Here is a 24,135-nt window from a genome sequence, read left to right as displayed (position 1 = left end):
ACAGTTCGGCCGGTCCCGGCAGGAAGCAGAGACGAAGGTGACAGAAGCGATCCTCCTGGTCGGCGGCAAGGGCACCAGGCTGCGCCCGCTCACGGTGCACACGCCCAAGCCCATGGTCAGGGCGGCGGGGGTGCCGTTCCTCACGCACCAACTGGCGCGGGCGAGAGCGGCAGGCGTGGACCACATCGTCCTCGCGACGAGCTATCTGGCCGAGGTCTTCGAACCGCACTTCGGAGACGGCTCGGCCCTGGGCCTCCACATCGAGTACGTGACCGAGGACGAACCCCTCGGCACCGGCGGCGCGATCCGCAACGTGGCGTCCCGACTCCACTCCGGCCCCGACGACCCGGTGCTGGTCTTCAACGGCGACATCCTCACGGGCCTGGACATCCGAAGACTGGTGGCCACGCACGAAGCGACCTCGGCGGACGTGTCGCTGCACCTCACCAAGGTGACGGACCCCAGGGCCTACGGCCTGGTCCCCACCGACGACACGGGCAAGGTCCTGGCCTTCCTGGAGAAGCCCCAGACCCCCGAGGAGATCGTCACCGACCAGATCAACGCGGGCGCGTACGTGTTCCGCCGCTCGGTCATCGACACCATTCCGCCGGGCCGGCCCGTGTCGGTGGAACGAGAGACGTTCCCCGAGCTCCTGGCGGCCGGCGCCCATCTGCAGGGCATGGTGGACTCCACCTACTGGCTGGACCTCGGCACGCCCGCCGCCTTCGTCCGCGGCTCGGCGGACCTGGTCCTCGGCCGCGCCCCGTCCCCCGCGATCCCCGGCCGCTGCGGAGACCGCCTGGTCCTCCCGACCGCCCAGGTCGCCCCCGACGCGAAACTGACCGGCGGCACGGTGGTCGGCGAGGGCGCCTTCGTGGCGGAGGGTGCGCGGGTCTTCGGCTCGACGATCCTCCCCGGCGCCGTCATCGAACCCGGCGCCGTCATCACCGACTCCCTCATCGGCACCCGAGCCCGAGTCGGCACCCGCTCCGTCCTCACCGGCACCGTCATCGGCGACGGCGCGATCATCGGCCCCGACAACGAACTCCGCGAGGGCGCGAGGGTGTGGTGCGACGCGAGGATCCCGGCGGGGGCGGTGCGGTTCTCGTCTGATCAGTAGGGCTGGTCGGTCGGGGGTACTTCGCAAGCCGGACGGGTTGGATGCGCTTTCAGCCCGTCCGGACCTGTCAGCCCGTGGGGTCCCCCTCTGGGGGAGTTCGAGGACGAGGCCCTTTCGGGGCCGAAAGCGGGGGTCTGGGGGCGGCAGCCCCCAGGTTCGGGACGGGAAGGGGCGGCGGGGGCGAAAAAGCCCGCGGCCCGCCCCCCTTCACAACCGCCCGATGTCCCCCCGAGGCATCCGAGGCGCCCGCCGAGCCGGAGTCCTCCCGCTCAACAGAATCAACCGAGCCGCCCGATGCCGCTGCCCCGCATAGGGCTCCAGCAACGACAGCATCACGGCGTCATCCGCCCCCCGATCCCCCGCCAACGCAAACCCCACGATCCCCGGCAGATGCAGATCCCCCACCGTCACCGCATCCGCCGCCCCGTGACTACGCTGCACAGTCTCCGCAGACGTCCACGGCCCCACCCCCGGCACGACCTCCAGTCGAGCCCGCGCCTCCCCGGGAGGCATCCCCACCGCCTGCTCCAGCCGCGCAGCAACCCGCACGGCCCGCAGCACGGTGGAAGCCCGTTTGTCGTCGACCCCCGCCCGATGCCACTCCCATGACGGAATCAACGCCCACGTCCGCGGCGCCGGCATCACCCACAGCCGCCCACCCGCCGCAGGCCCCGGTGCCGGCTCCCCGAACTTCCGCACCAGCAGCCGCCACGCCCGATACGCCTCGTCGGTCGTGACCTTCTGCTCCAGGATCGACGGAATCAACGACTCCAGCACCAGCCCGGTCCGCGTCAGCCGCAACCCCGGCCGCCGATGCCGAGCCATCGCCACCACCCGATGCCGAGGAACGAAGGCCTCTGGATCGTCCGAGGCCCCGAGCATCTCCGGCAACTGCTCCAGCAGCCACCGAGCCCCCGGCCCCCAAGCCTCCCCCCGCACGGCCGCGGAGACCTGCGAGACCCGCAACGTCCCCGGCCCCTCAGGCGTCAGACTGGCCCGCCACACCGACCCGTCGGGCATCGCCCGGAACGTCGGATCGGCGGGGCCCCGCCGCAACGGACCCAGCACCAGTCCCAGATCGAGCGCCCCTTCAGGCGTCCACATCCGCACCGTCCCGGGCTCATGAGCAGGCCGAGGCACCCCCGAAGGCAAGCCGACATAGCCCCCGCGCACGCTGGTACGCGTGGGCCGCGGTGCGAAACGTCCTGCCACGAGTGATCCCCTGAGATCGCCGGCGCCTGCTACTTGCGTGCCCTCAACCTACGTGCCCTCTACCTGCATGACCTCTACGTACATGACCTCATACGACAGCCCCCTCACCGCACCTCGATGAACCCCTCCACCGCCCGCTCCCCCCGAGCCCGCGGCTCCTCCGCCGCATGCCCCACGGCCACCGCCCCCATCGGATCCCACTCCTCCGGCAGCTTCAGCGCCTCCCGCACCACGTCCCGGCAGAACATCGTCGAGGACACCCACGCGGATCCCAGCCGCTCCCCGGCCAGCGCGACCAGGAAGTTCTGCACCCCGGCGCCGGTGGCGACGACGAACATCTCCCGCTCGGCGCCGTCCCGCCGCGCGTCCCCGTAGGTGTGCGAACCGTCCATCACCAGACACGGGACCACCAGATACGGTGCGCGCCGCAGCACATCCCCCCGCCGTACCCGCTTGGCGATCGACTCCTCGGACTTCCCGTCCCGCCGCAGATCGGCGACCCACGCGTCCCGCATCGCGTCCAGCAGCTCGGTCCGCGCCCGGGCCGACTCCAGCAGCACGAACCGCCACGGCGTCGTGTGGTGCGGCGCCGGTGCGGTCACCGCCGCGGCGACCGCCCGTCGTACCGCCCCGGGATCCACCGGCTCGTCGGTGAAGGACCGCACGGTCCGCCGCTGGGTGACCGCCAGCCGCACCGCCTCCGACGTCCCGAGCCGGAACATGTCGTCCCGCGCCCCCCGGACAAGGGCCCGGGCGCCGTCTTCGTCCGCTTTCGCGTCGCTCTCGGCCAGGACGACGTGCCCCAGCCCCCGCACCACCGCCACCGGCAACCCGGCGGCCTTGCCCTTCACCAGATCCCCGGCGGCGGCCAGCTCGTCCGCCGTGGCGACGACGGTCGCGCTCAGCGGATTGCCGTGTGCGTCCGTGCCTCCGCGCAGATCGTCGAGCACCCGCACGCCGGCGGCGCCGATCGCCACGTCCGTGAGCCCCGCACGCCAGGGGCGTCCGAAGGTGTCGGTGACGACGACGCCGACGTCGACGCCGAGCGCCTCCCGCAGCCCGTCCCGGATCGCCCGCGCGGACGCGTCCGGGTCCTCGGGCAGCAACAGCACGGTCCCCGAAGGCGTGTTGGAGGCGTCGACCCCGGCGGCGGCCATGATCAGCCCCTGCCGGTTCTCGACGATCCGCAGCATCCCGCGCCGGGCCACGACCCGTACGGTCTCGGCGTCGATCGCGGCCTCCCGGTCGTCCGCCCGGACGATCCGCCCCTCCGCCTTGGACACGATCTTCGACGTCACCAGCAGCACGTCACCGTCGACGAGCCCCGGCTCGGCGGCGGCGATCAGCTTGGCGAGATCGTCACCGCCCTGCACCTCGGGCAGCCCGCCCACGGCCCACACCCGGTAGCCGTCGCCGGGCACAGCGCCCGCAGAGCCGGAGGCCCCCCCGCTCAACACTTCACCCGGCAGCCCGCTCGCCGTCCCGCTCACGCCGCCCGCACCTCCTCCGCCAGCTTCAGCGCCTCCCGGGCCATCTCCGCGGTCGCGTCGAGGTCGCTCATCATCAGCGGGACCGCCCGGCAGCGGATGCCCGCCGCCTCGACCCGCTCCACAGCGCCCGCGTCGACCGTGTCGACGAGCCAGCCGTCCAGCAGTCCCGAGCCGTAGTGCTCGGCCACCGCCGCGGCCGTCGACTCCACGCCGACCGCCGCGAGCACCTTGTCGGCCATCCCCCGCACGGGCGCGTCCCCGACGATGGGGGACAGGCCCACCACCGGCACCCCGGCCTCGGCGATCGCCTCGCGGATCCCGGGCACGGCGAGGATCGTGCCGACCGAGACGACCGGATTCGACGGCGGGAACAGCACGACGTCGGCCTCAGCGATCGCCTCCAGGACACCGGGGGCGGGCTTGGCCTGCTCCGCGCCGACGGGCACGACCGCCTCCGCCGGCACCGAGGCCCGCAGCCGCACCCAGTACTCCTGGAAATGGACGGCCTTGCGCTCCCCGTCGATCTCGACGGCGACATGCGTCTCCACCCGGTCGTCGGTCATCGGGATCAGCCGTACGCCCGGCTGCCACCGGTCGCACAGCGCGTCCGTCACCGCGCTCAGCGGAAATCCCGCGCCTGTCATCTGCGTCCGCACGATGTGTGTGGCGAAGTCCCGGTCGCCGAGCCCGAACCACTCGGGCCCGACGCCGTACGCCCCGAGCTCCTCCTTCAGATGGAAGGTCTCGTCGGCCCGCCCCCAGCCCTGCTCCTCGTTGATGCCGCCGCCGAGCGTGTACATCACCGTGTCGAGGTCCGGGCAGACCTTCAGCCCGAAGAGGTGGATGTCGTCGCCGGTGTTGCCGATGACCGTGATGTCCGCGTCCGGCACGGCCCGCTTCAGACCGCGCAGGAACCGGGCACCGCCGATGCCGCCTGCCAGAACCACAATGCGCATGAGAGCCAGTCTCGCAGGCAGCACCGACAACGCGTCGCCCGGTTGTGGACAACCACCCGGTTGTGGAAAACCCGCCCCCGCCTACGAGCTGACGGTGTCCACTTCATCCCCGTCGTACGAGCCGGGTCCGACCCCGTCGTAGGAGTCGAGCGCCGTGCAGGCCAGGGGGGCCGCCTCGGCCGGCCGGAGCCCGGATCGGAGCCCGGACCCGGAGCGGGGGTGCATCGGCATCTCCGTGAGCCCCGGGAAGTAGACGTGCAGGCTGACCGCCGGCTCCAGCGCGTCGTTGACGACCTCGTGCACGTACCCCGGCGCGAAGACCCTCTCCGCTCCCGCCCCCAGCACGCGCTCGCCCCGATCCGTGCGCTCGGTCAGCTCGCCCTCCAGGACGGTGAGCACGCCGGAGGAGGGGCCGTGGTCGTGCAGCCCGCTGCCCTGCCCGGGCACCCAGGACAGCAGCCACACCTCGTAGCCCGGGCCGGTGCGCAGCCGGTGGTACCAGCGGGTCGTCGCGTCGTAGCGGACGAGGTGCTGCCACTGGGCGCGGTCGGCGGCGAGGGAGCGGGCCAGGCCGACGAACTCGGCGACGGTGGCCGGGTGCTCGCGCGGAGCCTGCAGGAGGTGTTGGACTTCGAGGATGTCGCCGGCGATCTGGAGGTCGCTGTCGCTGTTCATGGGGTGCGGTGTTCCTCGGCGGAAGAGGCGGAAGAGTGGGGGGCCGGGTGTCGCGTACCGTCCGCCCGGGTCGCGGGCGACAGGGATGCCCTGGTGCGGGCGGGGGAACGAGCGGCCGAGTCGCGGTGGACTCAGAGGCAGCCGGAGCGCGCTTGGCTCAACAGCTGGAACGGCAACAACAGCTACAGCGAGCGCGGGCAGCACCGTGGGACCCGGCGGGGCGGGTCGAGGTGAGTGCCAAGTTCGCGAGCATGCCCACAAGAACACCGGTTCACACCCGACGTGTCAACTCGACGCCCGGTATGTGGGACATGGTTCACCTCATCCGGTTCATCTCCGAGGTGAAAGGTTTGTTCATGCCGTCACCGGGACACATGGCGCACAAGCCGGGCGCGCAAGCCCCGGAGTGATCCCGTGATCCGACTGTGATCCGGTTCGCTCTTCGCACGCGTGCCGCAACGAGATCGAACTTCTGGACGTCCTTCCTCGTGCAAGCGCTGTGCGGAGTCGGACCCCTCCAGTGCCTCATCTGCGTGTCAAGGTTTATGGCGATTTGAACACTTACTGCGCAGCCTTGGTTCCGCAGAGTGAATAAGGGGCCCAATAGCAGATCTCGGCTTGACTCGCCCGGAGCAGCACACTTGTAATTTCACTCGTGTCGTTCAGCCGAAATCGGTAACGGCCACGTCACGGGGACGCGAAAAAGACAGAGCGAGGGGCGCACATGACCGAGCTGGTGCAGCAACTGCTGGTCGACGACGCGGATGAGGAACTCGGCTGGCAGGAGCGCGCACTGTGCGCCCAGACCGATCCCGAGTCCTTCTTCCCCGAGAAGGGCGGCTCCACCCGTGAGGCCAAGAAGGTCTGCCTCGCCTGCGAGGTCCGCTCCGAATGCCTCGAGTACGCCCTTGCCAACGACGAACGCTTCGGCATCTGGGGCGGCCTGTCCGAGCGAGAGCGTCGCAGGCTGAAGAAGGCGGCCGTCTGAGCACGGCGGCTGTCCGAGCACGGCGGCCGTCCGAGCAAGGCAGCCGTCCGAAACAAGGCGAACGGCCCGTCGCAGGTGGGTTATCCACAGGCGGCGGGCCGTTGCCATGCCCAGCCGATAGTGTGGGCGCTCGTCCGAGACACCCCGCCGCCCCCACAGGGCGCAGGCGTCCACCGCAGTCCATCGAACCGGGGCCCGTACCTCGATGTCCGTGCACAGCCACACGGCAGCCCATCAAGACAGCGCTGCCACACCTGAGTTCCCGCGTCATGTCGTGACCGCGGTGATCGTCTCCCACGACGGTGCCCGCTGGCTGCCCGACGCGCTCGCCGGGCTGCTCGGCCAGGAGCGCCCCGTCCAGTCCGTCATGGCCGCCGACACCGGCAGCTCGGACGACTCCGCCCAGCTGGTCACCGACGCCCTCGGCGACGACCGCGTCCTGCACCTCGCCCGGCGCACCGGTTTCGGCCAGGCCGTCGAAGAGGCCAGCCGCACGGCCCCGGTCCTCACCCCCGAGGAACTGCCCTACCTGAAGCGGCCCAGCGGTTGGGACCCCGTCACGCGCACGTGGCGCGACGACGCCTACGACATGCCGGAGCTCCCGCACGGAGAGCCGATCCAGTGGCTGTGGCTGCTGCACGACGACTGCGCCCCCGAACCCGACGCCCTGGCCGAACTGCTGCGCGTCGTGGACAACGAGCTCGAACTCGGCCGCGACGACGTGGCCGTCGTAGGCCCCAAGCTCCGCGGCTGGTACGACCGCCGGCAGCTGCTCGAGGTCGGCGTCACCATCGCCCACTCCGGCCGCCGCTGGACCGGCCTGGACCGCCGCGAACAGGACCAGGGCCAGCACGACCACGTCCACCCCGTGCTGTCCGTGTCCACCGCCGGCATGCTGATCCGCCGCGACGTCTTCGACCAGCTCGGCGGCTTCGACCGCCGACTGCCCCTCATGCGCGACGACGTCGACCTGTGCTGGCGCGCCCACGCCGCCGGCCACCGCGTCCTTATCGCCCCCGAAGCCGTCGTACGACACGCCGAGGCGGCCTCCCGCGAGCGCCGCGCCGTCGACTGCGCGGGCCGCACCACCGCCTCCCCGCACAAGGTCGACAAGGCGGGCGCGGTCTACACCCTCCTCGTCAACAGCCGTACGGCCCTGCTGCCCTGGATCCTGGTGCGCCTGGTCCTGGGCACCCTGCTGCGGACCCTCGCCTACCTCGTCGGCAAGGTCCCCGGACAGGCCCTCGACGAGATCCGAGGCCTCCTGGGCACCCTGCTGCGGCCCGAGCGGATCATCGCCGGGCGACGCACCCGCGGCAAGCCGCAGATCGACAAGGACGAGCTGCGGCCGCTGTTCCCGCCGCCCGGCGCGACCGTGCGAGCCACCGTCGAACAGGTCGCCGGCGACTTCTTCGGCGACAGCGACACCGAGATCGCCGCCGGCGCGGGCCGGCACGGCGGCGCCGTCGAGTCCGGACCCGGCGGCGACGACGCCGACTTCCTGGACATCGAGCAGTTCGCCCGCCTCAAGCGCATCGCCCGCAAGCCGGGCCCGGTGCTCTTCCTGGTCCTGCTGCTCGTCTCCCTCGTCGCCTGCCGCAACCTCCTCGGCGGCGGAGCCCTCGCCGGCGGCGCCCTGCTGCCCGCCCCGGCCGACGCCTCCGAGCTGTGGTCGCGCTACCTCGACGCCTGGCACCCGGTCGGCGCGGGCGGCACCTCCGCCGCCCCGCCCTATCTCGCGATCATCGCGACGCTGGCCTCGCTGCTCCTCGGCTCGACCGGCCTCGCCCTCACCCTGCTGCTCGTCTGCTCGGTGCCGCTGGCCGGCCTCACCGCCTACTTCGCCTCCCGCCCGCTCGTCGAGTCCCGCCTCCTGCGCGCCTGGGCCGCGGTCGTCTACGCCTTCCTGCCCGCCGCCACCGGCGCCCTCGCCGGCGGCCGCGTCGGCACCGCCGTACTCGCCGTCCTGCTGCCGCTCATCGCCCGCGCGGGCGTCGCCGCGAGCGGCCTGACGCACGCCTCCGGCGCCCGCGGCAGCTGGCGCGCCACCTGGGCGTACGCGCTGCTGCTGACGATCACCACCGCGTTCACCCCGATCATCTGGCCCGTCGCGCTCGTCCTCGGCCTCGCCGTCCTCGCCGTGCGCCGCACCGACCTCCCCGCCTACGGCCTGCGCTTCCTGGCCCAGCTGGGCATGCCCCTGCTGATCCTCGCGCCCTGGTCGCTGACCCTGCTCCCGCTCGGCTTCTTCACCCAGGCCGGACTGGACTTCGGCGCCTCGTCCGCGTCCGCGACCGACCTGCTCGGCGCCAGCCCCGGCGGACCCGGCACGGTCGACGGGCTGATGCTCGTCGGCGTCGTCCTGGCCGCGCTGGCCGCCCTGCTGCGCAGCGAACGCCACTTCGGCATCTGGGCGGCCTGGGCGGTCGCCCTCGTGGGCCTCGTCTTCGCCGTCCTGTCCAACAGCTCGACGTGGGCCGGCCCCGCCACCCTCGTCTACGGCCTCGCCCTCCTCGCCGCCGCCGTCATGGGCGCCGACGGAGCACGCGCGCGGGTCGCCGAACAGAGCTTCGGCTGGCGCCAGCCCGTCGCCGCCCTCATCGCCTTCGCCTCCGCCGCGGGCCCCCTGCTCCTCGCCGCCGGCTGGATGATCGGCGGCGCCGACGGCCCCCTGGAGCGCCGCGACCCCGTCCAGGTGCCCGCGTTCGTCGCCGAGGAGGCCGGCACCCGCGACCAGGCCCGCACCCTCGTCCTCGACAGCGACTCCGCCGCACACGTCGACTACATGCTGGTCCGCGGCTCCGGCGCCCGCCTCGGCGACGGCGAACTCGCCGCCGCCGACGGCGAGAACGCCATCCTCGACAAGGTCGTCGCCAACCTCGTCGCCGGCTCCGGCGCCGACCAGACCGACGAACTCGGCAAGTTCGCCGTGCGCTACGTCCTCGTCCACAAGGGCGCGCCCCGCGAGGTCACCCGCGTGCTGGACGCCACGCCCGGCCTGAGCCGGCTCAGCCAGCAGGACGGCAGCGCTCTGTGGCGGATCGACCAGGAGGTCTCCCGCGCGGCGATCGTCGCCGCCTCCGGCAAGGGCACGGCGACACCGGTCGCCGCGGGCCCCGTCGACGTCCACACCACCGTCCCCGCCGGCTCCGGCAGCCGCGTCCTGCGCCTGGCCGACGCCGCCGCCGACGGCTGGAGCGCCACCCTGGACGGCAGGCCGCTCACCCGCACCACGGTCGACGGCTGGGCCCAGGGCTTCGAACTCCCCGCCTCCGGCGGAAAGCTGGACGTCACCTACGACGACCCGTTCACCCACACCGCCTGGCTGTGGGCGCAGGGCTTCCTCGCCCTCGTCCTCGTCGTCCTCGCCCTCCCGGGCCGCCGCCGCGACGTCGACGACGACCTCCCCGAGGAGCAGCCGATCCCCGCCCAGGCCACCGAGGGCGAGGGCCGCCGCGCCCGCCGCCTGCGCGCCCAGGCCGAGGCCGAGGCGGAGGCGGAGTCCGAAGGGCCCGACCAGGCCGAGGAGTTCCCCACTCCTGCCGCTCATCCCGTTCCTCCTCAGGAGGAACCCGCCGCCGCGATCCCGCAGCAGCAGCAGCCCTACGACGAGTGGGACCCGGCGAGCTATCAGAACGCCGAGTACGTCGACTACGGCGGCGAGCAGTACCAGAACGCCCCCCAGTACCAGGCGGGGGCCTACGACCAGCAGTCCTACGACCCCTACCAGGCCGGCCCGTACGACCCGTACGCCTACGACGGCCAGGCCCAGCAGACGCCGTACGACCCGGCCTACCCGCAGCAGGGCTACGACCCGCAGGCATACGGCCAGGGCTACGACCCCGCCGCCTACGACCCGGCCCAGCACCCCCACGGCACCGGCAGTGAGCGCCCCGACGGGAGCCAGCAGTGAACCGCACCACCCTGTCCCTGATCGCCGGCACGGCCGCCCTCGCCGCCGTCACCGGGTTCGCGGTGCTCAACCAGCCGCCCGCCCCCTACGCGGACCCCCCCAAGGCTGCCGCCGAACTGCCCGTGGAGCGCACGAGCCTGCTGTGCCCCGCGCCCAGCACCTCCGACCTCGCGGAGACGTCGTACACGTCCTTCACACCCGTCACCAAGGGCACCGGCAGCGACGGCACGGCCGCCCTCGCGGCCGCGGGCGAGGAGTCGGCGGACAGCACGACGGACTCCGAGACCGACAAGACCGACAAGGGTGACAAGGGTGAAAAGGACGGCAAGGGCGACAAGAAGGCGACGTCGGCCAAGCCCGTCCTGACGCCGAAGGCGCCCGGCACGCCGGCCACCGGGGACACCTCCGGCGGCGAGGCGCCCGCGCTCGTCGGCACCGCCGAGGGCAAGTTCGCGCCCGGCTGGACGGTCCAGGAGACCACGGAGGTCGCCGCCGGCAGCGGCCGTGGCCTGCAGGGCGTCACCTGCACCCCGCCGGACACCGAGTTCTGGTTCCCCGGCGCCAGCACAGCCGCCGACCGCACGGACTACGTCCACCTCACCAACCCGGACGACTCCGCCGCCGTCGCCGACATCGAGCTCTACGGCAAGGACGGCGCCCTCGCGACCACGGTGGGGGAGGGCATCACGGTCCCGGCCCACTCCAGCGAGCCGATCCTGCTGTCCACGCTCACCGACGAGAAGCAGGACGACCTCACCGTCCACGTCAGCGTCCGCAGCGGCCGCGTCGGCGCCTCCGTGCAGGCCCTGGACGACAAGCTCGGCGGCGACTGGCTGGCCGCCGCCACCGACCCGGCGAGCAGCCAGGTCGTCCCCGGCATCCCCAAGGACGCCACGGCCGTCCGCCTGATCGCCTACGCGCCGGGCGACGCCGACGCGGATCTGAAAATCCAACTCGCCTCCCCTTCGGGTCTGATCACCCCCGCCGGGCACGAGACGCTGCACATCAAGGCGGGCATGACGGCCGCCGTCGATCTGGGCGACGTCACGCGCGGAGAGGCGGGCTCCCTGATCCTGACCCCCACGGACCAGTCGGTTCCGATCGTCGCGGCCGTACGCGTCCTGCGCGGCAAGGGCGCCCAGCAGGAGTCGGCGTTCATCCCCGCCACCGCCCCCGTCGGCACGCGCGCGTCCGCCGCCGACAACAGCGCCAAGGGCTCCACGCTCTCCCTGACCGCCCCCCAGGGCGCCGCCAAGGTCAAGGTCACCGCCTCCGCGGGCAGCGGCGGCGGCACGGCCGCCTCCAAGACGTACACGATCAAGTCGGGTACGACCCAGGACGTCGAACTCCCCGTCCCCAGCGGCCTGAAGGGCGCCTACGCCCTCACGGTGGAACCCCTCACCACCACCCCGGTCTACGCCTCCCGCACCCTGGCGGCGACCGAGGAGGGCGTCCCGGGCTTCACCGTCCAGACCCTCCCGGCCGACCGGGGCACGGTCGCCGTACCCGAGGCGGACGAGGACGTGGCGGTGCTGCAGAAGTAGCACGAGGTCGCGGCGCGCGCGGCCACTCAAAGGGCAGCGAGGTCACTCAAAGGGCTGCGCGGCAGCTCGAAAGGGCGGGGGCGCAGCTCGAAAGAGAGGCGGTGCTCAGTCCTCGCCGTAGCGCGGATCCACCGTCTCCGGGGTCAGCCCCAGCAGCTCCGCCACCTGCTCCACGACCACCTCGTGCACCAACGCGGCCCGCTCGTCCCGCCCCTTGGTGCGGATCTCCACCGGCCGCCGGTAGACGACCACCCGCGCGCGGTGTCCCTCGCGCGCGGCGACCGTCCCTCCCAGAGGGACCGCCTCGTCGTTCCACGGCTCCCCGGCCGCGGCCGGCCGCGGCACCTCCAGCACCAGGAAGTCGATCTCGGCGAGCTGCGGCCACCGCCGCTCCAGCCGCTCCACCGAGTCCTGCACCAGATCCGCGAAGACCTCGGCGCGACTCGCGGCCAACGGCACCTGAGGGGGCGCGATCGGCCCCCGCATGCCTCGACCGTGGCGATCGCGACGACGGGGCCCGGGGCCTGCGGCGCGGGGCGGTACGGGGTTGTCCATCACTACTGAAGCGTAGTCCCCGCCGCGCGGCCCGGGCGTTGCGCGCCGCATGTCGCGGGATGGCCATTCCAGCCAAGGTTGGCCAGATCCTCCATCTCGCCGAGGCCGTCGAACTCACCGCAATTGATGCCGTTTGTGTCGAGTGGTGACCGGCCCGCTCCTTCTTCCTCCCGTTAATGGCTGGTGTTAGCGCAGGTCAGCGAGGTATGACTGGAGTGGCGCGTGGGGCGTTTCACAACACGACACGGTGGAGTGACCTGGTGGAGAGTCGTCGCGGCCCGCTCAAGAGTGCGGTACCGTCCAACGTCGTGAGCCCTGTACGTCGCTGTTCGCGCACCGCCTGCGGCCGACCCGCCGTCGCGACGCTGACGTACGTCTACGCCGACTCGACCGCGGTCCTCGGCCCGCTCGCCACCTACGCCGAACCCCACTGCTACGACCTGTGCGCTGAGCATTCCGAGCGCCTCACCGCCCCGCGCGGCTGGGAGGTCGTCCGCCTCCTCGACAGCTCGGCTCCCGCGCGCCCCAGCGGCGACGATCTGGAAGCGCTTGCCAACGCCGTCCGCGAGGCCGCCCGCCCGCAGGAACGCGCGGCCGGAGCCGGCGGCATGGGACGCGGAGCGGACCCGATGGAGGTCGCGCGCCGCGGCCACCTACGGGTGCTGCGCTCGCCGGACAACTGAGCTGTCCCGTAGCCGCAGCGGCACCCACATCACCCGGGATTACGTCCCGAAATGCCCACCGGGTTACGTCTGTGGGTCCACTGCGCTGAGCCGCGGCCGATCGCGAACCCGTCCGGGTAGTTTGTGGTGCCTACAGGACGTTTCAGGAAGGTTGACCGTGGCTGCTGATCTGTCGCAGATCGTGAAGGCGTACGACGTACGCGGGGTGGTGCCGGACCAGTGGGACGAGTCCCTCGCCGAGCTGTTCGGGGCGGCCTTCGCCCGGGTGACCGACGCCCAGGCGATCGTCGTCGGCCACGACATGCGCCCCTCCTCGCCCGGTCTGTCCGGCGCCTTCGCGCGCGGGGCGGCGGCACTCGGCGTACACGTCACCGAGATCGGCCTGTGCTCGACCGACCAGCTGTACTACGCCTCGGGCGCCCTGAACCTGCCCGGCGCGATGTTCACGGCCTCGCACAACCCGGCGCAGTACAACGGCATCAAGCTGTGCCGCGCGGGCGCGGCCCCGGTCGGCCAGGACACGGGCCTGACCGAGATCCGCGAACTGGTGGAGCGCTGGACCGACTCGGGCGCCCCCGAACCCGCGCCGGTGCGGGGAACCGTCAGCCGGACCGACACGTTGAAGGACTACGCGGCGCACCTGCGCGGACTCGTCGACCTGACCTCCATCCGCCCCCTGAAGGTCGTGGTCGACGCGGGCAACGGCATGGGCGGCCACACCGTCCCCACCGTGTTCGACGGCCTGCCCCTGACCGTCGTCCCCATGTACTTCGAACTCGACGGCACCTTCCCCAACCACGAGGCCAACCCCCTCGACCCGGCGAACCTCGTGGACCTGCAAAAGCGTGTCCGCGAGGAGTCCGCCGACCTCGGCCTCGCCTTCGACGGCGACGCCGACCGCTGCTTCGTCGTCGACGAACAGGGCGACCCGGTCTCCCCGTCCGCGATCACCGCACTGGTCGCCGCCCGCGAACTCGCCCGCAACGGCGGCAAGGGCACGATCATCCACAACCTGATCACCTCCTGGACCGTCCCGGAGGTCGTGAAGGAACACGGCGGCACACCCGCCCGCACCCGCGTCGGCCACTCCTTCATCAAGGCCGAGATGGCCCGCTCGGGCGCGATCTTCGGCGGCGAGCACTCCGCGCACTACTACTTCAAGGACTTCTGGAACGCCGACACCGGCATGCTGGCGGCCCTCCACGTCCTCGCGGCCCTCGGCGGCCAGAGCGGCCCCCTCTCCTCCCTCGTGGCCGAGTACGACCGCTACACCGGCTCCGGCGAGATCAACTCCACCGTCGCCGACCAGGCCGACCGCATCGCAGCGATCAAGGCCGCCTACGCCGACCGCACCGACGTCACCCTCGACGACCTCGACGGCCTCACCGTCTCCTCCGCCGACTGGTGGTTCAACGTCCGCCCCTCCAACACCGAACCCCTCCTCCGCCTCAACGCAGAGGCCCGCGACGAACCGACGATGACCAAGATCCGCGACGAGGCCTTGGCGATCATCCGAGGCTGAGGGCCCCTCCGGGGGGTGGACGGGGTCCACCGAGGACGGGACGGAGTCCAGGGGGACAGGGCCCACGCGACGGGATCCAGGGGCGGTGCCCCTGCCTAGGCGCAGGGGGCAGAGACCCTGGCGGGGGCCGAACGGGCGGAGCCCCGGGAGATGGGAACGCGCAAGGGTGGCGAGGGCGAAACCCCACACCCCGCCACCCAAGCGCACCCACCCCCGCCCAGCCCAGCCCACCACCCCCGAACCACCCCAAATCCACGCACCCAACCCCCTCCACCCCCACCCCGCCCAACCCTCACGCCCCACCTCCACCAGCGGTACGCTGACCAGGCACATCCGTACGCCCCGACACCCCGCACCCCCCGAAAGGACACGCCATGCCGCTCGAAGCCGGCCTCCTGGAGATCCTCGCCTGCCCGGCCTGCCACGCTCCCCTCAAGGAGCAGGACGCCGAGCTGATCTGCACGAGCCAGGACTGCGGTCTGGCGTACCCCGTCCGCGACGGCATCCCCGTCCTCCTCGTCGACGAGGCCCGCCGCCCCGCGTAACCGCACCCCTGAGCACCACCCCGCTGCACCCTCACCTCCACCCCCGGCCCCGCACACCGACGACGCCCCCAGCGACCGGAGACTGCCGCCATGCTCGACGACTCGCTGCTCGACACGCCGGAGGCCCTCGCCGAGGCCGACCGCCGAGCCCTCCTGCGCGGCGCGGCCGAAGCCGGCGCCCGCGTCCGCACCGCCGCCCGGCACGCCGCCGAAGCCGGCGTCCACCAGCTCAAGCCCGACGGCCGCCCCCGCGCGATCCTCATCGCCGGCCCCGGCGCCGCCGCCACCTGCGTGGCCGACCTCCTCGGCACCCTCGCCGGCGCCGCCTGCCCGGTCATCCGCCTGGCCCCCACCGGCGTCGCCCCCGCCGCAGGAGCCCTGCGCTGGGAACTCCCCGGCTGGGCGGGCTCCGTGGACCTCCTCCTGATCGCCACCCCGGACGGCGCCGAACCCGGCCTCTCCCTCCTCGCCGAGCAGGCCTACCGCCGCGGCTGCACCGTCGTGGCCGTTGCCCCCGCCGGCACCCCCCTCACCGAGGCGCTCACCGTCGCGCACGGCCTGTTCGTCCCGCTCGCGACCGCACCGTACGAACAGGACGAGCAGCCCCCCGTGGCCGCCTCCGCCCCCGGTGTCCTGTGGGCCCTGCTCACCCCGCTCCTCGCCCTGCTCGACCGCATCGCCCTGCTCTCCGCCCCGCCCGAGGCGCTGGAGAAGGTCGCCGACCGCCTCGACAAGGTCGCCGAACGCTGCGGCCCCGCCATCGCCACGTACAGCAACCCGGCGAAGACCCTGGCCGCCGAACTCGCCGACTCCCTCCCGGTGATCTGGACCGAGGGCGCCTCGGCCGGCCCCGCGGGCCGCCGCTTCGCCGCCGCGCTCGCCGAACTGGCCGGCCGCCCCGCCGTCGTCGCCGAACTCCCCGAGGCCCTCGCCGAGCACAACGCCCTCCTCGCGGGTCCGCTCGCCGCCAGCGCCGACCCGGACGACTTCTTCCGCGACCGCGTCGAAGAAGCACCCGCCCTGCACGCGCGCGTGGTGCTGCTGCGCGACCGCCCGCTCGGCGGACTCACCGCCGCCCCCGCCGCCCGCGAGCTGGCCCTCAGCCACGACACGCCGATCAGCGAACTCGAACCGGAAGCCGGCGACGAACTCGTCACCCTCGCCGAACTGATCGCCACCACGGATTTCGCCGCCGTCTACCTGGCGCTCGCCTCGGGAGCCTGACCTCACACCTGACCGTCCACAACCGGACGTCAGACGGCACACAGCCGGCCGACCGCCAACCCACCCCCACAACCCTGACTCCCCGACGCCCCGAAGACCCCAACGCGCAGGCAGAGAGAACCGCATGGACCGCCTCGACAACACCGTCCGCCCTTACGCCTGGGGATCCCCCACCGCGATCCCGCACCTGCTCGGCACCGAGCCGACCGGCGAACCACAGGCCGAGATGTGGATGGGCGCCCACCCCGGCGCCCCCTCGCGCACCGCCCGAGGCACCCTCGTCGAGATCATCGAGGCCGACCCCCAGCAGGAACTCGGCCCACAGACGGTCACCAAGTTCGGCCCCCGCCTCCCCTTCCTCCTCAAACTCCTCGCCGCCGGCGCCCCCCTCTCCCTCCAGGTCCACCCCGACCTCGAACAGGCCAGGCAGGGTTACGAGGACGAGGAGCGCCGCGGCATCCCCGTGGACGCCCCGCACCGCAACTACAAGGACGCCAACCACAAGCCCGAACTCATCTGCGCCCTCACCGAGTTCGACGGCCTGTGCGGCTTCCGTGACCCGCAGCACGCCGCCGACCTCCTCGACGGCCTCGGCGTCGACTCCCTCAAGCCGTACGTCGACCTCCTGCGCGCCCACCCCCCAGAGGCCGCCCTGCGCGAGGTCCTCACCGCGATCCTCACCGCCGACCGCGAGGAGATGACCCACACGGTCACCGCCGCCGCGATCGCCTGCGACCGCCTCGGCGGCGACTACGCCCCCTACGCCGGCATCGCCCACCACTACCCCGGCGACCCCGGCGTCATCGCCGCCATGCTGCTGAACCACGTCCGACTCCAGCCCGGCGAGGCCCTGTTCCTCGGCGCCGGCATCCCGCACGCCTACCTCAGCGGCCTCGGCGTCGAGATCATGGCCAACTCCGACAACGTCCTGCGCTGCGGCCTCACCCCCAAGCACGTCGACGTCCCCGAACTCCTGCGCATCGTCCGCTTCGAGCCCGGCGACCCCGGCGTCCTGCGCCCCGAAGCCGCCCCGGACGGCGAAGAGGTCTACGACACCCCCATCGACGAGTTCCGGCTCTCCCGCCACGTCCTCCCCGAGGGCGCCCCCGCGCACGACCTCACCCTCCCCACCCCCCAGATCCTGCTCTGCACCGCGGGCGCCGTCCGCGCAGGCGAACACCGACTGACCCCCGGCCACTCCGTCTTCGTCCCCGCCGCCGAAAATGCCGAAGTATCCGGGCCCGGTACGGTCTTCCGGGCAACGGTCGTCGCCTGACCCCCGTCACGACGACCTGACGATCCGCCGCCGGACCGGGCTGCAAGAATGACCCACCGGCAAAGGACGGGCAAAGCCGGAAGAAGACGAAGGGACAACGCGAACACATGAGCGCGTCAGGCGGCACCAAGGCGATCGTGGCGGCACTCGGCGCCAACCTCGCGATCGCGGCATCGAAGTTCGTGGCGTTCGCCTTCAGCGGCTCGTCGTCGATGCTCGCCGAGGGCGTGCACTCGCTCGCCGACTCCGGCAACCAGGCCCTGCTCCTCATCGGCGGCAAGAAGGCCCAGCGCGAAGCCACCCCGCAGCACCCCTTCGGATACGGCCGCGAACGCTACATCTACGCCTTCCTCGTCTCCATCGTCCTGTTCTCCGTCGGCGGCATGTTCGCCGTCTACGAGGGCTACGAGAAGATCAAGCACCCGCACGAGATCGAGCACTGGTACTGGCCGGTCGGCGTCCTCGTCTTCGCGATCATCGCCGAGGGCTTCTCCTTCCGCACGGCCATCAAGGAGTCCAACGAACTGCGCGGCACCCATTCCTGGTCGCAGTTCATCCGCCGCGCCAAGGCCCCCGAGCTGCCCGTCGTCCTCCTAGAGGACTTCGGCGCACTGATCGGTCTGGTCCTCGCCCTCGTCGGCGTCGGCCTCGCCCTGCTCACCGGCGACGGCATCTGGGACGGCATCGGCACGCTCTGCATCGGCATCCTGCTCATCCTCATCGCGCTCGTCCTGGCCGCCGAGACCAAGTCCCTGCTCCTCGGCGAGGCCGCCGGCCTGGAAGAGGTCCAGAAGATCGAGGCCGCCGTCGTCGACGGCCACACCGTCACCGGCATCATCCACATGCGCACCCTCCACCTCGGCCCCGAGGAACTCCTCGTCGCCGCCAAGATCGCCGTCCAGCACGACGACAGCGCCGCCGAGGTCGCCACCGCCATCAACGCCGCCGAGGCACGCATCCGCGAGGCCGTCCCCATCGCCCGCGTCATCTACCTCGAGCCCGACATCTACAGCGAGGCCGAGGCCGCCAAGGGCGCCGACCCCGAGGCCACCCCGGGCGGCCCGGCCCAGCTCCCGGCCGACCACTGACCCTCCTTCTCTCCCACGGGGCCCGCGGAACCACCGGCGGGCCCCGTCGCCGTACCCCCTCACCGTCCGTGATCGGCGTGATCTGATCGGAGGCGGACTGGGGCCGCCCGCCGCCCGCGGTGTAGCTTGGAACGGAGCCAGACGTCGCTGCTGATGGCGGTCGGGCGGTCCCCACACGGACCGGCCGAGGGAGAGAGGGCCTCCGACGGACTGCGCTGCGCGTACTGCGGGCATGCCTGGGTCCCCCTTGGGCACCCCTGTGTCCGCCGCCGCGCAGACCAGCCCTACCCACACCTCGACCCAACCCGAGGAGCAGCTCGTATGACGACTGTCGACAACCGGCAGGACTTCAAGGTCGCCGACCTCTCCCTGGCCGAGTTCGGCCGCAAGGAGATCACCCTCGCCGAGCACGAGATGCCGGGCCTCATGGCGATCCGCAAGGAGTACGCCGAGACCCAGCCCCTCGCCGGCGCCCGCGTCACCGGCTCCCTGCACATGACCGTGCAGACCGCCGTCCTCATCGAGACCCTCGTCGCCCTCGGCGCCGAGGTCCGCTGGGCCTCCTGCAACATCTTCTCCACCCAGGACCACGCGGCAGCCGCCATCGCCGTCGGCCCCACCGGCACGCCCGACAACCCGCAGGGCGTCCCGGTCTTCGCCTGGAAGGGCGAGACCCTGGAGGAGTACTGGTGGTGCACGGAGCAGGCCCTGACCTGGCCGAACACCCCCACCGGCGGCCCCAACATGATCCTCGACGACGGCGGTGACGCCACCCTCCTCGTCCACAAGGGCGTCGAGTACGAGAAGGACGGCAAGGTCCCGGACGTCGAGACCGCCGAGTCCGAGGAGCACCGCTTCGTCCTCGAACTGCTCCACCGCACCATCAGCGACGGCTCACAGAAGTGGACCCAGCTCGCCTCGGAGATCCGCGGCGTGACCGAGGAGACCACGACCGGCGTCCACCGCCTGTACGAGATGCAGCGCGACGGCGCCCTCCTGTTCCCGGCGATCAACGTCAACGACGCCGTCACCAAGTCGAAGTTCGACAACAAGTACGGCTGCCGCCACTCCCTGATCGACGGCATCAACCGCGCCACCGACGTCCTCATCGGCGGCAAGACCGCGGTCGTCTTCGGCTACGGCGACGTCGGCAAGGGCTGCGCGGAGTCCCTGCGCGGCCAGGGCGCCCGCGTCATCGTCACCGAGATCGACCCCATCTGCGCCCTCCAGGCGGCGATGGACGGCTACCAGGTCGCGACGCTCGACGACGTCGTCGACAAGGCCGACATCTTCATCACCACGACCGGCAACAAGGACATCATCATGGCCGCCGACATGGCCAAGATGAAGCACCAGGCCATCGTCGGCAACATCGGCCACTTCGACAACGAGATCGACATGGCCGGCCTCGCGAAGATCCCCGGCATCGTCAAGGACGAGGTCAAGCCGCAGGTCCACACCTGGAAGTTCCCCGACGGCAAGGTACTCATCGTGCTGTCGGAGGGCCGCCTGCTGAACCTCGGCAACGCCACCGGCCACCCGTCGTTCGTGATGTCCAACTCCTTCGCGGACCAGACCCTGGCCCAGATCGAGCTGTTCACCAAGCAGTCCGAGTACCCGATCGGCGTCTACACGCTGCCCAAGCACCTCGACGAGAAGGTCGCCCGCCTCCACCTGGACGCGCTCGGCGTGAAGCTGACCACGCTCCGCCCCGAACAGGCCGCGTACATCGGCGTAGAGGTCGCGGGCCCGTACAAGCCGGACCACTACCGCTACTGAGTCCGCAGCCCCGCCCGCCGGGGAACACGTCGACACGTCTGCACGTTGACGCGCTCCCCGGCACCAGCAGGTCCTCCGAGGCAGGCCCCCGCACCCCCGTGCCGGGGGCCTGCCCCTTCGGTCCTCCGGCCGGACCGGCCGTCAGCAGCGCCGGGCCGGCACGCCGAGGTGACCGGACCAGCCCGTCACACCCCAGGACCCCCATGCCCCGCGGCCGTTATTCGCTCCACGATCCGCACGATCACACCCCCCTCGCCCACGAACGCTTCCAGTGCGCTCCCGGCCCCTCCGGCTGGCGCTACGTCTCCCAGCTGACCACCCCCACCGGCGATCACAGCGGCTCCGTCGACCTCACCCTCGACGACCTCGGCCGCCCCATCCGCCTCGAACTCCACGCGAACAGCTGGCAGGTACGCGGCGCCGCCCTCGACGGCGTCACCTGGGTCCGCACCGACCCCACCGGCGCCCACGCCACGGAAGGCAACGTCCCCGCCCACGCCTTCACCGGCACATCCCCCGCCTTCCTCATCGCGACCACCCGTCTCCTGCGCCTCACCCCCTCCTCATCCGCAACCCGCGTCCGCCTGGTCGCGTTCACCGACCCGGTCCTCGCCCCACGCACCGTCGACCAGTCCTGGGCCCTGCTGAAAAGAGAAGCACACGCCACTGACAACGGCCCCCTGACCGTGGACGAATACCAGGTCACAGCCCTGGACACAGGCGAACAGCACACCGTCCACGTCGCCGGCGACGTCGTGCTCGCAGCACCCGGCATCGAACTGGAAGACCTCGAATCACCCCCGTCGACCTTCGCCTGACCCCGACGAGGACGACACCCCCGGCCGGAACCTACGCAGGCGGCGCGAACCCGGTGCCCGACCCCCCGGCCCGCTCGTCAGCCGCCTCCCCGGGCGACACCGGCGGCACAGACGACGACGGCAAGCCGGGCGAGCCATACGGCCCATACGGCGCAGGCGGTCCATATGGAACCGCAGGAGCGTAGGAAGCCGCTGGAGCGTAAGGAGTCGCCGGAGCGTACGGCGTCGGCGGACCGTAACCGCCCACCGCACCCCCCGCGCCCGCCACAGGCCCGGCCCCGCCGCTGCTACTCCCGCCTCCGGGCACACCGCCGGCCACCGCGGCTCCACCCGCAAACGGACCGCTTCCGAAGGCCCGCCGAGCCTCCCGGACCTGCCGCTCCTGCACCACCGCCGCCAGAAACGCGGCCGCCGGCACCCCCTGCGGCACAGGAGCCCCCGTACGCTCCGCCAGATCACCGGCCAGCCGCTCCGCCATCGCCCGGCCCACCTGCGGGTCCAACTGGTTCATCCGCCCCAGGTACTGGCGGATCGCCAACCACAGCCCGTCCGGCACCGCCGACAGATCCAGCCCCTGGAACCGCCCCGCCAGCCACGGCGGAGGCGGCGGCGCGAACCCGGACCGCGCCCTGGGCACCCGCTCCCGCACGACCAACGTCCCGGCGAACACATCACCCAGCCGCCGCCCCCGCGCCGACACGAGCGACGCGATGCACGCCACCACCCCGAACGTGAGCAGGATCTCGACCACACCCAGCGCGCCTCGCACCAACGCATGCCGGAACCGGATCGGCCCGCCGTCGTCCCGCACCACCCGCAACCCGCACGCCATCTTCCCGAGCGACCGCCCCTGGCTGAGCGTCTCCACTGCGATCGGCCCGCCCACCAGCACCAGCAGGAACGAGGCGATCGACACCGCGATCTGCGCCGCCTCGTCCAACGACGCCGTCGCCGCCACCAGAGCGATGCTCACGACGACGTAGGCCACCAGGGCCACGGCCAGATCCAGCAACGTCCCCAGCGCCCTGCTGGGCAGCCTGGCGGGCTGCAGCTCCAACGCCACGGCCTCACCCGTCACCAGCTCACTCACGCCCGCCGCCCTTTCCCTGACCTGCCCCGAGAACAGCCAGTCTGCCAAGCTGAACGCACATCGCGCCGCAGTACGACAAGCTGAAACCCACCACCGGCCGCCGACGAACAGCCGAGGAGCAGGCACACCGATGGACCTCGACGTCTTCGTCTCCGCCCACCGAGCCGAATGGGACCGCCTCGACGCCCTGCTGAGCCGCCGCCGCAGCCTTACCGGCGCCGAGACCGACGAACTCGTCACCCTCTACCAGCGCACCGCCACCCATCTCTCCCTGATCCAGTCCAGCGCCCCCGACCCCCAGCTGACCGGCCGGCTCAGCCAACTCGTGGCACGCGCGCGTAGTGCCGTGACAGGCACCCGCCAGGCCTCCTGGCGCGACGTCACCCGTTTCCTCACCCGGGGCTTCCCGGCAGCCGTCTACCGCTCGCGCCGCTGGTGGATACCCACCGCGCTGCTCTCCACCGTCGTCGCCGCCCTCCTGGGCTGGTGGATCGGCACCCACCCGGAAGTCCAGGCCTCCATAGCCGCCCCCGACGAACTGCGGGAGCTCACCCGCCCCGGCGGCCAGTACGAGACCTATTACTCGAGCCATCCGGCCGCCTCCTTCGCCGCCCAGGTCTGGACGAACAACGCTCAGGCCGCCGCGATGTGCTTGGTCCTGGGAGTCTTCCTGGGCCTTCCGGTCCTGTGGATCCTCTTCCAGAACATGCTGAACCTCGGCATCGGAGCCGGCCTCATGTCCTCGGCGGGCCGACTCGACACCTTCCTTGGCCTGGTCCTCCCGCACGGCCTGCTCGAACTGACCGCGGTCTTCGTCGCCGCCGGCACCGGACTGCGCCTCGGCTGGACCGTCATCGACCCCGGCCCCCGCTCCCGACGCACTGCCCTCGCAGAAGAGGGCCGAGCCGCAGTCGGCATGGCGATCGGCCTGGCCCTCGTCCTCTTCGTCTCCGGCGCCATCGAAGGCTTCGTCACCCCCTCAGGCCTGCCCACCTGGGCCCGCATCACCATCGGCATCACCGCCGAGCTGGCCTTCCTCGCCTACGTCTACGTCCTGGGCGGCCGGGCGGTCCGCACCGGAGACACAGGCGACGTCGAGGCCGCCGAACGCAGCGCCACGGTGCCGACAGCCGCCTGATGTGCAGACGCGCCCGCTGAGCTGCTAGTCTCCTCTTCGCCCCGCAAAAGCCGTTGACACGGAGTGCGTGGGGAGGTAGATTCGAACAGTTGCCTAGAACTGGATGAAGTCCGGTCGGCAAGCGGTTAGTATCTACAGAGCCTCTTGGAATACTGATTCCGTAGAAGCCATCCCCGATGAATCGGAAACGAACCGCCGGTCAAACCGGCTCGAAACTTCTGATAAAGTCGGAACCGCCGGAAAGGGAAACCGCGAAACAAAAGCGGGAACCTGGAAAGCACCGAGGAAATCGGATCGGAAAAGGATCTGATAGAGTCGGAAACGCAAGACCGAAGGGAAGCGCCCGGAGGAAAGCCTGAGAGAGTCTCTCGGGTGAGTACAAAGGAAGCGTCCGTTCCTTGAGAACTCAACAGCGTGCCAAAAATCAACGCCAGATATGTTGATACCCCGTCCCCGGCAGTGATAGCCGAGGATGAGGTTCCTTTGAAAAAACACAGCGAGGACGCTGTGAACGGCCGG

19 protein-coding genes are annotated in these 24,135 nt (G+C 71.9%); 13 read left to right on the top strand and 6 right to left on the bottom strand.

Annotated elements, in window-relative coordinates; genetic code table 11:
• The first annotated feature begins 37 nt into the window (after window positions 1-37).
• Window positions 38-1,120, top strand: a complete 1,083-nt coding sequence (locus OG562_RS16770; protein ID WP_266398336.1) for an NDP-sugar synthase — start codon at window positions 38-40, stop codon at window positions 1,118-1,120.
• 207 nt (window positions 1,121-1,327) lie between these two features.
• Here the strand turns inward: OG562_RS16770 and OG562_RS16765 are convergent, their stop codons facing one another.
• The 4 genes from OG562_RS16765 to OG562_RS16750 form a co-directional block, all read right to left on the bottom strand.
• Window positions 1,328-2,332 carry a DNA-3-methyladenine glycosylase gene (locus tag OG562_RS16765; protein WP_266398335.1) on the bottom strand — a complete coding sequence of 335 codons (1,005 nt, stop codon included), beginning with the start codon at window positions 2,330-2,332 and terminating at the stop codon, window positions 1,328-1,330.
• Between the two features lie 104 nt (window positions 2,333-2,436).
• Window positions 2,437-3,786, bottom strand: a complete 1,350-nt coding sequence (locus tag OG562_RS16760; RefSeq protein WP_266409304.1) for a coenzyme F420-0:L-glutamate ligase — start codon at window positions 3,784-3,786, stop codon at window positions 2,437-2,439.
• 32 nt (window positions 3,787-3,818) lie between these two features.
• Window positions 3,819-4,778 carry a 2-phospho-L-lactate transferase gene (gene cofD / locus OG562_RS16755; RefSeq protein ID WP_266398332.1) on the bottom strand — a complete coding sequence of 320 codons (960 nt, stop codon included), beginning with the start codon at window positions 4,776-4,778 and terminating at the stop codon, window positions 3,819-3,821.
• 81 nt (window positions 4,779-4,859) lie between these two features.
• Window positions 4,860-5,453: a cysteine dioxygenase family protein gene (locus tag OG562_RS16750; protein WP_266398329.1), complete on the bottom strand. Its 594-nt coding sequence runs from the start codon at window positions 5,451-5,453 to the stop codon at window positions 4,860-4,862.
• Window positions 5,454-6,177: 724 nt separating this feature from the next.
• Here OG562_RS16750 and OG562_RS16745 point away from each other — a divergent pair.
• The 3 genes from OG562_RS16745 (at window position 6,178) to OG562_RS16735 (ending at window position 11,898) form a co-directional block, all read left to right on the top strand.
• Window positions 6,178-6,441, top strand: coding sequence for a WhiB family transcriptional regulator (locus OG562_RS16745; RefSeq protein WP_003975777.1), 264 nt, complete (start codon window positions 6,178-6,180; stop codon window positions 6,439-6,441).
• Between the two features lie 205 nt (window positions 6,442-6,646).
• A complete protein-coding gene (locus OG562_RS16740; RefSeq protein ID WP_266398239.1) occupies window positions 6,647-10,354 on the top strand; it encodes a glycosyltransferase in 3,708 nt (1,235 codons plus the stop codon).
• A complete protein-coding gene (locus OG562_RS16735; RefSeq protein ID WP_266398236.1) occupies window positions 10,351-11,898 on the top strand; it encodes a DUF5719 family protein in 1,548 nt (515 codons plus the stop codon). The genes OG562_RS16740 and OG562_RS16735 overlap by 4 nt, the downstream gene beginning before the upstream one ends.
• A 105-nt stretch (window positions 11,899-12,003) precedes the next feature.
• Here the strand turns inward: OG562_RS16735 and OG562_RS16730 are convergent, their stop codons facing one another.
• Window positions 12,004-12,453: a metallopeptidase family protein gene (locus tag OG562_RS16730; protein WP_266398233.1), complete on the bottom strand. Its 450-nt coding sequence runs from the start codon at window positions 12,451-12,453 to the stop codon at window positions 12,004-12,006.
• Window positions 12,454-12,713: 260 nt separating this feature from the next.
• On the opposite strand from OG562_RS16730, the gene OG562_RS16725 reads away from it, so the two are divergent.
• From OG562_RS16725 to OG562_RS16690, 8 genes are all read left to right on the top strand, one after another.
• Window positions 12,714-13,136: a DUF3499 domain-containing protein gene (locus tag OG562_RS16725; RefSeq protein WP_266398230.1), complete on the top strand. Its 423-nt coding sequence runs from the start codon at window positions 12,714-12,716 to the stop codon at window positions 13,134-13,136.
• A 157-nt stretch (window positions 13,137-13,293) separates the two neighbouring features.
• On the top strand, window positions 13,294-14,658 hold the full coding sequence (locus tag OG562_RS16720; RefSeq protein WP_266398227.1) for a phosphomannomutase/phosphoglucomutase: 1,365 nt from the start codon (window positions 13,294-13,296) through the stop codon (window positions 14,656-14,658).
• A 374-nt stretch (window positions 14,659-15,032) separates the two neighbouring features.
• Window positions 15,033-15,203, top strand: a complete 171-nt coding sequence (locus OG562_RS16715; RefSeq protein ID WP_004000724.1) for a Trm112 family protein — start codon at window positions 15,033-15,035, stop codon at window positions 15,201-15,203.
• 90 nt (window positions 15,204-15,293) lie between these two features.
• Entirely contained in the window at window positions 15,294-16,427 is a 1,134-nt protein-coding gene (locus tag OG562_RS16710) for an SIS domain-containing protein (RefSeq protein ID WP_266398224.1), read from the top strand.
• Window positions 16,428-16,551: 124 nt separating this feature from the next.
• Window positions 16,552-17,703, top strand: coding sequence for a mannose-6-phosphate isomerase, class I (gene manA / locus OG562_RS16705; RefSeq protein WP_266398223.1), 1,152 nt, complete (start codon window positions 16,552-16,554; stop codon window positions 17,701-17,703).
• A gap of 107 nt (window positions 17,704-17,810) precedes the next feature.
• Window positions 17,811-18,791, top strand: a complete 981-nt coding sequence (locus OG562_RS16700; RefSeq protein ID WP_266398222.1) for a cation diffusion facilitator family transporter — start codon at window positions 17,811-17,813, stop codon at window positions 18,789-18,791.
• A gap of 321 nt (window positions 18,792-19,112) precedes the next feature.
• Window positions 19,113-20,570: an adenosylhomocysteinase gene (gene ahcY, locus OG562_RS16695; protein WP_266398219.1), complete on the top strand. Its 1,458-nt coding sequence runs from the start codon at window positions 19,113-19,115 to the stop codon at window positions 20,568-20,570.
• 203 nt (window positions 20,571-20,773) lie between these two features.
• Window positions 20,774-21,388, top strand: a complete 615-nt coding sequence (locus OG562_RS16690; RefSeq protein WP_266398216.1) for a hypothetical protein — start codon at window positions 20,774-20,776, stop codon at window positions 21,386-21,388.
• Between the two features lie 31 nt (window positions 21,389-21,419).
• On the opposite strand, the gene OG562_RS16685 is transcribed toward OG562_RS16690, so the two are convergent.
• Entirely contained in the window at window positions 21,420-22,478 is a 1,059-nt protein-coding gene (locus OG562_RS16685; protein ID WP_266398214.1) for an RDD family protein, read from the bottom strand.
• Window positions 22,479-22,608: 130 nt separating this feature from the next.
• On the opposite strand from OG562_RS16685, the gene OG562_RS16680 reads away from it, so the two are divergent.
• Window positions 22,609-23,616 carry a stage II sporulation protein M gene (locus tag OG562_RS16680; RefSeq protein ID WP_266398211.1) on the top strand — a complete coding sequence of 336 codons (1,008 nt, stop codon included), beginning with the start codon at window positions 22,609-22,611 and terminating at the stop codon, window positions 23,614-23,616.
• The last annotated feature ends 519 nt before the right edge of the window (window positions 23,617-24,135 follow it).

Origin of the sequence: Streptomyces sp. NBC_01275 (assembly GCF_026340655.1) — a bacterium.
In the GTDB taxonomy this organism is placed as follows: Bacteria; Actinomycetota; Actinomycetes; order Streptomycetales; family Streptomycetaceae; genus Streptomyces.
This window is presented reverse-complemented; position numbering and strand designations above follow the sequence as displayed.

Bases quoted from the DNA above. Each gene is read 5' to 3' on its own strand.
- cofD (WP_266398332.1), bottom strand. From the start codon at position 4,778: ATGCGCATTGTGGTTCTGGCAGGCGGCATCGGCGGTGCCCGGTTCCTG.
- OG562_RS16750 (WP_266398329.1), bottom strand. From the start codon at position 5,453: ATGAACAGCGACAGCGACCTCCAGATCGCCGGCGACATCCTCGAAGTC.
- OG562_RS16745 (WP_003975777.1), top strand. From the start codon at position 6,178: ATGACCGAGCTGGTGCAGCAACTGCTGGTCGACGACGCGGATGAGGAA.
- OG562_RS16740 (WP_266398239.1), top strand. From the start codon at position 6,647: ATGTCCGTGCACAGCCACACGGCAGCCCATCAAGACAGCGCTGCCACA.
- OG562_RS16730 (WP_266398233.1), bottom strand. From the start codon at position 12,453: ATGGACAACCCCGTACCGCCCCGCGCCGCAGGCCCCGGGCCCCGTCGT.
- OG562_RS16715 (WP_004000724.1), top strand. From the start codon at position 15,033: ATGCCGCTCGAAGCCGGCCTCCTGGAGATCCTCGCCTGCCCGGCCTGC.
- OG562_RS16710 (WP_266398224.1), top strand. From the start codon at position 15,294: ATGCTCGACGACTCGCTGCTCGACACGCCGGAGGCCCTCGCCGAGGCC.
- manA (WP_266398223.1), top strand. From the start codon at position 16,552: ATGGACCGCCTCGACAACACCGTCCGCCCTTACGCCTGGGGATCCCCC.
- OG562_RS16700 (WP_266398222.1), top strand. From the start codon at position 17,811: ATGAGCGCGTCAGGCGGCACCAAGGCGATCGTGGCGGCACTCGGCGCC.
- ahcY (WP_266398219.1), top strand. From the start codon at position 19,113: ATGACGACTGTCGACAACCGGCAGGACTTCAAGGTCGCCGACCTCTCC.
- OG562_RS16690 (WP_266398216.1), top strand. From the start codon at position 20,774: ATGCCCCGCGGCCGTTATTCGCTCCACGATCCGCACGATCACACCCCC.
- OG562_RS16680 (WP_266398211.1), top strand. From the start codon at position 22,609: ATGGACCTCGACGTCTTCGTCTCCGCCCACCGAGCCGAATGGGACCGC.